Origin of the sequence: Pseudomonas sp. NY11955, assembly GCF_048068035.1 — a bacterium.
Taxonomy (GTDB): Bacteria; Pseudomonadota; Gammaproteobacteria; order Pseudomonadales; family Pseudomonadaceae; genus Aquipseudomonas.
Map to the genome: position 1 here is coordinate 574,114 of NZ_JBLUPS010000003.1, position 7,521 is coordinate 581,634.

General features: G+C 64.8%; 8 protein-coding genes. 2 read left to right on the forward strand and 6 right to left on the reverse strand.

Annotated features, from left to right (window positions below; translation table 11 throughout):
* Window positions 1-33 precede the first annotated feature (33 nt).
* The 6 genes from ACNFBR_RS08510 to ACNFBR_RS08535 all read right to left on the reverse strand — a co-directional run bounded on the left by ACNFBR_RS08510 (window position 34) and on the right by ACNFBR_RS08535 (window position 5,156).
* The gene (locus tag ACNFBR_RS08510) at window positions 34-699 is read right to left on the reverse strand and encodes a response regulator (protein ID WP_416734488.1); all 666 of its coding nucleotides are present in this window, start codon (window positions 697-699) and stop codon (window positions 34-36) included.
* Between the two features lie 54 nt (window positions 700-753).
* On the reverse strand, window positions 754-1,302 hold the full coding sequence (locus ACNFBR_RS08515; protein ID WP_416734489.1) for a PQQ-dependent catabolism-associated CXXCW motif protein: 549 nt from the start codon (window positions 1,300-1,302) through the stop codon (window positions 754-756).
* Between the two features lie 130 nt (window positions 1,303-1,432).
* The gene (locus ACNFBR_RS08520; protein ID WP_416734490.1) at window positions 1,433-2,224 is read right to left on the reverse strand and encodes an ABC transporter permease; all 792 of its coding nucleotides are present in this window, start codon (window positions 2,222-2,224) and stop codon (window positions 1,433-1,435) included.
* Window positions 2,221-2,961: an ABC transporter ATP-binding protein gene (locus tag ACNFBR_RS08525; RefSeq protein WP_416734491.1), complete on the reverse strand. Its 741-nt coding sequence runs from the start codon at window positions 2,959-2,961 to the stop codon at window positions 2,221-2,223. The genes ACNFBR_RS08520 and ACNFBR_RS08525 overlap by 4 nt, the downstream gene beginning before the upstream one ends.
* On the reverse strand, window positions 2,958-3,947 hold the full coding sequence (locus tag ACNFBR_RS08530; RefSeq protein ID WP_416734492.1) for a YVTN family beta-propeller repeat protein: 990 nt from the start codon (window positions 3,945-3,947) through the stop codon (window positions 2,958-2,960). The genes ACNFBR_RS08525 and ACNFBR_RS08530 overlap by 4 nt, the downstream gene beginning before the upstream one ends.
* Before the next feature lie 30 nt (window positions 3,948-3,977).
* Window positions 3,978-5,156 carry an ABC transporter substrate-binding protein gene (locus ACNFBR_RS08535; RefSeq protein ID WP_416734493.1) on the reverse strand — a complete coding sequence of 393 codons (1,179 nt, stop codon included), beginning with the start codon at window positions 5,154-5,156 and terminating at the stop codon, window positions 3,978-3,980.
* 151 nt (window positions 5,157-5,307) lie between these two features.
* On the opposite strand from ACNFBR_RS08535, the gene ACNFBR_RS08540 reads away from it, so the two are divergent.
* Both ACNFBR_RS08540 and ACNFBR_RS08545 read left to right on the forward strand, forming a co-directional pair.
* Entirely contained in the window at window positions 5,308-6,585 is a 1,278-nt protein-coding gene (locus ACNFBR_RS08540) for a histidine kinase (protein WP_416734494.1), read from the forward strand.
* Complete coding sequence (locus tag ACNFBR_RS08545) at window positions 6,582-7,220, forward strand: response regulator transcription factor (protein ID WP_416734495.1); 639 nt, start codon at window positions 6,582-6,584, stop codon at window positions 7,218-7,220. Before ACNFBR_RS08540 ends, ACNFBR_RS08545 begins: the two co-directional genes overlap by 4 nt.
* Window positions 7,221-7,521: the final 301 nt, after the last annotated feature.

Sequence of the window (7,521 nt, forward strand, 5' to 3'; positions counted from 1 at the left end):
GAGCGGGCTTGCCCGCGAAGAGGCCGGAACAGGTTAACGCCGCAGGTAATCGGCGAAATCGATATCGCCGGCACTCAGGATCGCCTGCACCCGGTTGTGCACATTGAGCTTGCGCAAGATCGCCGAAACATGAGCCTTGACCGTGGTTTCGGCAATATCCAGCGTGTAGGCGATCTGCTTGTTCGATTCGCCCTTGGTCATACGCTCGAGCACCAGCAGCTGCTTGCGGGTCAGGGCCTGGAGCATTTCCGGCGGGAAGCTCGGGGCGTCGTTGTGGCGCCGGCTGGCACTGCTTTTCTGGGCTCGGATGATGTCGGGCGGCAGGTAGACATTGCCGTTGAGAATCTGCTCGATCGCTTCGATCATCTGTGACCGTGGCGAGGACTTGGTGATGAACCCCACGGCGCCGTAGGTAATGGCCTGCAACACGATCTGCTTTTCCTGCTCGGCCGAAACGATCACCACCGGCGTGGTCGGTGCTTCGTTGCGCAGGGTGATCAGGCCATTGAGGCCGTGCATGCCGGGCATGTTCAGGTCGAGCAGGATCAGGTCGAGGTCGTCGTGGGCCTGGGTCAGTGCCAAGGCGCTGTCCAGGTCGGCGGTTTCCATGACCTCGCTGCCCTGGAAGCCGTCGCTGATGACGTTGTGGATGGCTTCGCGAAACAGGGGGTGATCGTCGGCAATCAAAATTTTGTACATGGCCTTTTCACCTTGTTTTTATTGGATGGAGCGGGGCACGCATGCGCAGGTAACTCAGGGGAAGGGCACCGGCTGCGCCGGCTGCAAGGGCAGGTTGGCTTGCTGCCAGGCATCCACGCCGTCGCGGTACCAATACAGGTTGTCATAGCCCAGGGCTTTTGCGCGTTTTACCGCGTTCCAGCTCAACCAGCAATCGGAGCGGCAATAAAAGACCAGGGGGTGCTCCGGGTGCCCGGCGGTGGCTTTTTGCAGGTTGCGCACGAAGTAGTCCTGCCAGGCCGGGCTCAGCTCGCCGTCGCCGGTGTTGGCCAGCCACAGGCTGCCGGGGAGGTTGCTGTGGGGTTCGTCTTCGATGAAGCGGCCTTGCAGCCATTGGCGGCGGTAGACGTCGATCAGCACCGGCTTTGGGGTCTGGCCCAGCAGACTCTGCAGCGCGGCTGTGTCGATGACCTGGCCGCCGTCGACCTGTTGCGGGGTCGGGCTGCGGTAGAGGGTGGCGCGATAGCCTTCGGCGGAAAACAGCGGTGCGGTGTCGGCGTGGGCGATGCTCATCGACAGACACAGCGAAAGGGCAGCCAGCAAAGGGCGCGGGGCACGTGGCATGGTTTTATCCTTTTTGTTATAGGCCCATTACATGCCAGTGGTGGTGTGTTGTGAATGCGACGATCAGACAGCAAAGGCAGTACTAAAGTAGTAGAAGTCTGCCTGTGGGAGACCATTGGCTGGTGGTTACTCAGCGCGGCTTGCGCAGCGCCGCATGCTGGGGGTTGAAGGTGACTACCGCCAGCAGGGTGAACAGCGCGGTCAAGCCAAGGCATACCGCCAGCGCCAGCAAGTTCAGGCGCTCATAAAGTGCAAAACGCACCAGCTCCACGGCATGGGTGAACGGGTTCACAGCGCACAACCAATACAACCACTGGCTGGCCTCGCGCATCTTCCACAGCGGGTACAACGCCGAAGACAGGAAAAACAGCGGGAAAATCACGAAATTCATCACCCCGGCGAAGTTCTCCAGCTGGCGGATCGCGTTCGACAGCAACAGGCCCAGGGCGCTGAGCATGAACGCCACCAGCAGCAAGGCCGGCAGCGCCAGCAGCAAACCCGCAGCCGGTGGCTGCACGCCGTACAGCCAGGCGATGGCGAGGAAGGCATAGACTTGCAGCAGGGAGATCAACGCGGTCGCCAACAGCTTGCTGCCCAGCAGAAACGGCCGTGGCAACGGGCTGGTCAGCAACACCCTCATGCTGCCCATCTCGCGGTCGTAGACCATCGACAGCGAACCCTGCATGCCGTTGAACAGCAAGATCATGCAGGCCAGGCCCGGGATGATGTACACCTCGTAGGGAATGTAGGTGTCGTAGGGCTCGATGATGGCGATGCCCAGCGCCGCGCGAAAACCGGCGGCAAACACCAGCAACCACAGCAGCGGGCGCACCAGGGCGCTGAGCAGGCGCGTGCGCTGCAACACAAAGCGCAGCCACTCGCGCAGCATGATGCCGTGGAAACACTGCCAGTATGCATTCATCGGGCGTCGGCTCCTGAGTGGACGCTGGTCAGGCGGGCAAAGGCGTTATCGAGGTCACCGCCGTGCGCCAGGCTCAGCGCATCGGCCGTGCCACTGGCCACCAGGCGCCCCTGATGCAGAATCAACAGGTCATCGCTGGGCTGCACTTCGTCCAGCAGGTGGGTGGTCCACAGCACACTGAGCTGCTGCTCGCGGCACAGCCGGCGCAGGTGCTGGTTGAGTGCCAGGCGGCTGGCCGGGTCGAGGCCGACGCTGGCTTCGTCCAGCAGCAACAGGCGTGGCTCATGCAGCAGCGCGCGGGCGATTTCCACCCGGCGCCGATGGCCGATGTTCAGCTCCCGCACGCGATCGCGCCGGCGTTCGCCAAGGCCCTGGCGGGCCAGTTCGGCTTCGACACGCAGGTTGCTCTGGCGCCGTGACAGGCCGTGCAGCGCGGCGTGGTAGCGCAGGTTCTGCTCAACGCTCAGGTCCAGGTCCAGGGTACTTTGCTGAAACACCACGCCCAGCTGGCGCAAGGCGGCGCGTGCGGCGTTGCGCAGCGAGCAGCCGCACACGCGGATGTCGCCGTGCTGCAGGTCGTACAGGCGGGTGAGCAGGGCGATCAAGGTCGACTTGCCAGCACCATTGGGGCCCAGCAACGCGGCGAAACGCCCGGGCGCCAGGCTGAAGCCGACCTGCCGCAGGGCCTCGCGCGGGCCGTAGGCGAAACTCACGTCACTGACGTCGAGGGCGTTCATGGTGTCACCACCACGCCCCAGGGGTAGCGCCCGACCTTCACCGATTTGAGCACCTTGAGGTTCTTGGCATCGATCACCGAAACATCGCCGCTGACGCCGTTGGTGGCCAACAGCTGGCTCTGGTCCGGGGTGAACGCCAGCTGCCAGACCCGTCGCCCGACCAACAGGTAGTCGAGTACCTCGTAGGTCTTGGCATCGATCACCGCCACATGGTTGGCCGGGCCCAGGGCGACGAAGGCGTACTTGCCATCGGCGCTGAGCTTGATACCCACCGGCTGGACTTTGTCCGGGTGCACACCCTTGATCTGGAAGTTCAGGGTTTTCAGTACCTGGCGTGTGGCCACGTCGAGGATGGTCACCGTACCGCCGATTTCCGCCGAAGCCCACAGCTTCGCTCCGTCCTTGTCGAACTCGACGAAGCGCGGGCGCTGGTCGACCAAGGTGCTGTCGGCCAGGGTCTGGGTGCTGGTGTCGATCCAGTGCAGCATGTTGGTGGTTTCGCTGGTATTGACCGCCCATTTGCCGTCGGGGCTGACCGCCATGCCTTCGGGCTCGATGCCGACGTCGATCTGCCCGAGCACCTTGTCGGTGACGGTGTCGATCACCGTCACCAGCGCATCGTCCTCATTGGACACGTACAGCCAGCGGTCGTTGGGGTGCAGGGCGAACTGCTCGGGGTCCTTGCCCGAGGGCAGCTCCTTGATGATCTTGCGGGTCGCCACGTCCATCACCTGCACGCGGTCCGAATCGCTGGCGCAGATGTACAGCAGCTTGTTGTCGTGGGACAACAGCAGGCCGCGCGGGCGCTGGCCCACCGGCAGGGTTTCGGTGACTTCCAGGGTTTGCATGTCGATCAGGCTGAGGCTGTTGTCCTTCTCGTTGGAGACCCAGGCGGTGGCGGCCATGGCGGGGCCGCTGGCCAGCGCCAGGGCGCCCGACAGCAGGCTGGGGTAAAGCAGTGCCCGGTGAAAGAGGGGGCGGCGCATGGCGAATTCCTTATTGTTGTGGTTGTCGGGTCAGGGGTAGGCGCAGGTCACTTCGGGCTTGTCGTAGCCCAGGCTGTCCATTTCGTTGGAGGGATGCAGGAAGCCCTCCTGCGGCGAGGTGCTGACCAGGGCACGCGGCTGCACCAGCGGGATCGGCTGGCGCAGTTCGCCGTTCCAGGGGCGGTAGCTGAGCTTGCGGCCCTTGAAACCATCCAGCGGCAACTGCTCGCTGAGCAGCAGTTGCTGCAACGCGCGGGGCTCGGCCTGGCGCAGCTTGCTGGCCGCGCTGGCGATGCTGCGCACGGCCATCCAGGCGGCGAAGTCACGGTCATTCATCCAGCGCCCGGCCTGGGCCTCGAAGCGTTTTTGCAGCTGCGCCGCACCGAAGGTTTCCACGGTCTTGTGCCAACCCGTGGGGGTGAGGCCCTGGGTGCCTGCCACCGGGCGCGGGTACCAGGTCTGGTAGGGCAGGTACTCGCCAAAGTCGCCGCGCTCGTCCGCCACCAGCACCACGTCGTATTCGGCGGTTTGGGTGAACAGCGGCATGTCGGCCTGGGCGCTGCGGCGCTGGTCGTTATCGAAGGTCCAGGTTTTTTCTGCAACCAATTGCACCCCAAAGCGCTTCATCGCGCGGCGCAGGGCGGCGGCGTAGGCCTGGTCGTCCTCGGTCTGGCCGACCACCAGCAGCGCCCGCTGCCATTTGCGCAGCACCAGGAACTGCACCAGGGCATCGGCCAGCATGGCCCGCCCTGGCAGGCTGTGCAGCACGTTGCTCAGGCACTGGCTGCTGCGCAGGCTGTCGTCCGGGCTGCCGGCGTTGAACAACAGGCTGTCGGGCAGGGCGGCGGACAGCGCTCGCAGGCTGCCTGCCGGGGCATTCACCAGGAACAGGCGCAGGCCCTGGTCATGCTGCGCCTTGGCGGCCTGCAGCAGGGCCTCGGGGCTGTCGACAGTGGCACTGGCCAGTTGGAAGTGCTGCTTCAGGAAGCGCCCGGTGCTGTTGCTGTCGACAATGGCCAGCTGCGCCCCTTGCAGGCCCGCATCGGCAGGCTCGGGGATGATGTTGGACAGCAGTGGGCCGGGGTCGGGGCGATAACCCAGGTAGCCGATGCGCACCTGCAACGGTTCTGCGGCGCATGCCAGGGGCGCCAACAACGTCGCGGCCAGGGCCAGCAGGCAGGTCAGGGCAAGTTGGGCAGGCTGGCGCATAGCACACTCCACGGCAGATGGCGCCAGCATAGGAAGCCCGCCGGGAGGGGGAAATATGCAGAAAGTAGCGCTCGGCCGGTACCAAGGTAGTAATTCACCCCACGGGTCGTGGTTTTACGATGGGTCGCAGCGCCCCCGAGGAGAACCGCCCATGCGCCTCATCAACCTGTCTGCCCTGTGGCGTATCAACCTCTGGGTCACATGCTGTTTTGTCCTGGTGATGCTGGCGTGTGCCGGGGTGTTGTTGCATCAGGCGGTGGCGGATGTCGAGCGTGAGTTGCAGTCTGCCGAAGCCGTGGTGGCGTACCTTGGCGACACCGCCGAACGTGACCCGGCAAACCTGCAACCCAGCCTGACCCAGAGCCTTCGCCATGTGCGGGTGCACTGGTTGGCGCCGGATGAAGCAGCACAGCGCCCACCTGAGACGGGTGTCGACGCCTGGCTGGGCCGTCAGCTGTTCGGCGAGCGCTATCACAGCAGCCGGCTGCTGGCGCTGAGTGATGGACGCCGCGTACTGATAGCCGTGGATGCGCGGGATGAAATCGACGAAGTCTGGGACTCGTTGCAACAGCTGCTGAGCCTGTGCGCCCTGGCCCTGTTGGTGAGCCTGATGACTATCCGCTGGGCGGTGCGGCGGGCCATGGGCCTGCTGGATGAACTACTGGGCGCCCTGCGCCAGGTTTCAGGTGGGCAATTGACGGCACGCCTGCGCGAAGCCGGCCTGCCGGAAGCGCGGCAGTTGGCGGAGCACTTCAACCGCATGGCCGCCACGCTGGAGCAGGCCCAGGCCGACAATGCGCAACTTACCCAGGCCTTGCTGGCGGTGCAGGAGCAGGAGCGTACCCAGCTGGCGCAGACCCTGCACGATGACTTGGGGCAATACCTGGCAGGCATGCGGGCCCAGCTCTGCCTGCTGCGCATGGTGGCCGAGCAGCCTGCGGTGGTGACGCAAACGGCGCATGCCCTCGAATTCAATTGCGAACGCCTGCAGCAAGGCTTTCGCGCCCTGGTGCACAACCTGTATCCAGTGGCGCTGCACTACATGCCGTTGGCCGAGGCTTTCGGCCTGCTGGTGAGCCAGTGGCAAGCCAGCCAGGGCATCGAATGCCGGCTGCGGGTTGGCGAGCACTTGCCGGCGCTGCCGGGGGCGAGCAGAACGCACTTGTATCGCTTGCTGCAGGAGGCGCTGACCAACGTCGCCCGGCATGCCGGCGCCAGCCAGGTGCGGGTGCGCCTGCAGCGCAGTGCCAAGGGCTTGCGGCTGTTCATTCGCGACAATGGCCGCGGTGCGCATCCACCCCAACGCCCAGGGGTAGGGCTGCACTCGATGGCTGAGCGCGCCCGTAGCCTGGGGGGTGAACTGCGCATTTTCAGCCGCCCGGGCGGCGGCTGGGCGCTGGCCCTGAACATTCCCAAGGAGGTGCTATGAATATCGTGTTGGTCGATGACCATGCCGTGGTCCGCCAGGGCTACGCCAGCTTGCTGCGGGCAGTGCTGCCATCGATGCAGGTGCGTGAGGCTGCCAGTGGGGAAGAAGCGCTGGCCCGGGTACAGGAGCAGGTCCCCAACCTGGTCATCATGGACTTTGGCCTGCCCGGGATCAGTGGCCTGGAAACCACTCGCCGCCTGCGCCAGCGCTTGCCGCAGCTGCGGGTGCTGTTCTTCAGCATGCATGACGAGCTGCCGCTGGTGCGCCAGGCGCTGGAAGCGGGGGCCTCGGGCTACCTGACCAAGAGCTCGGCGCCCGAGGTGTTGATCGAGGCGGTGCAGCGGGTGTTGGCCGGGCATGCCTACATCGAACAGCCGTTGGCCACCCAGTTGGCGTGCACGTCACAGCAAAGCGCCAGTGATCCACGTTTGCAGCGCATGACCCAGCGCGAGCTGGAGATATTCACGATGCTGGCCAAAGGGACGCCGATGCGGGTGATTGCCGAGCAGTTGTGTATCAGTGCCAAGACCGTGTCCAACCACCTGACCTTGCTCAAGAGCAAGTTGCAGGTCAGCTCGCATGCCGAGCTGGTGCACCTGGGGATCGATTTGGGGGTGGTGCGGGTGGCGGGGTGATGGCCGACATGACAGATGTGGCGCCTGGGAGATCGAGCGCCGCCCGCGCGGCGCATCGCGAGCGAAGCTCGCTCCTACATTTGTTTCGGGCCAGTATCGCCTGTGGCAGGCGCGCGCGACCGCCTTGTTTGTATGACGCGATATCGAGCCATGCGCCAAGGGGATCGCGCGCAAATCCCACAGGAATGATTGGCCCGAAACAAATGTAGGAGCGAGCTTCGCTCGCGATGCGCCGCGCGGGCGGCGCTCGATTTGCGCACCACCACAAAAACCAAACCATGCCCCTGATGGCCTTGACCCA

Excerpts from the sequence above, each read along its gene's own strand:
- ACNFBR_RS08510 (WP_416734488.1), bottom strand. The coding sequence starts at position 699 with ATGTACAAAATTTTGATTGCCGACGATCACCCCCTGTTTCGCGAAGCC.
- ACNFBR_RS08515 (WP_416734489.1), bottom strand. The coding sequence starts at position 1,302 with ATGCCACGTGCCCCGCGCCCTTTGCTGGCTGCCCTTTCGCTGTGTCTG.
- ACNFBR_RS08520 (WP_416734490.1), bottom strand. The coding sequence starts at position 2,224 with ATGAATGCATACTGGCAGTGTTTCCACGGCATCATGCTGCGCGAGTGG.
- ACNFBR_RS08525 (WP_416734491.1), bottom strand. The coding sequence starts at position 2,961 with ATGAACGCCCTCGACGTCAGTGACGTGAGTTTCGCCTACGGCCCGCGC.
- ACNFBR_RS08530 (WP_416734492.1), bottom strand. The coding sequence starts at position 3,947 with ATGCGCCGCCCCCTCTTTCACCGGGCACTGCTTTACCCCAGCCTGCTG.
- ACNFBR_RS08535 (WP_416734493.1), bottom strand. The coding sequence starts at position 5,156 with ATGCGCCAGCCTGCCCAACTTGCCCTGACCTGCCTGCTGGCCCTGGCC.
- ACNFBR_RS08540 (WP_416734494.1), top strand. The coding sequence starts at position 5,308 with ATGCGCCTCATCAACCTGTCTGCCCTGTGGCGTATCAACCTCTGGGTC.
- ACNFBR_RS08545 (WP_416734495.1), top strand. The coding sequence starts at position 6,582 with ATGAATATCGTGTTGGTCGATGACCATGCCGTGGTCCGCCAGGGCTAC.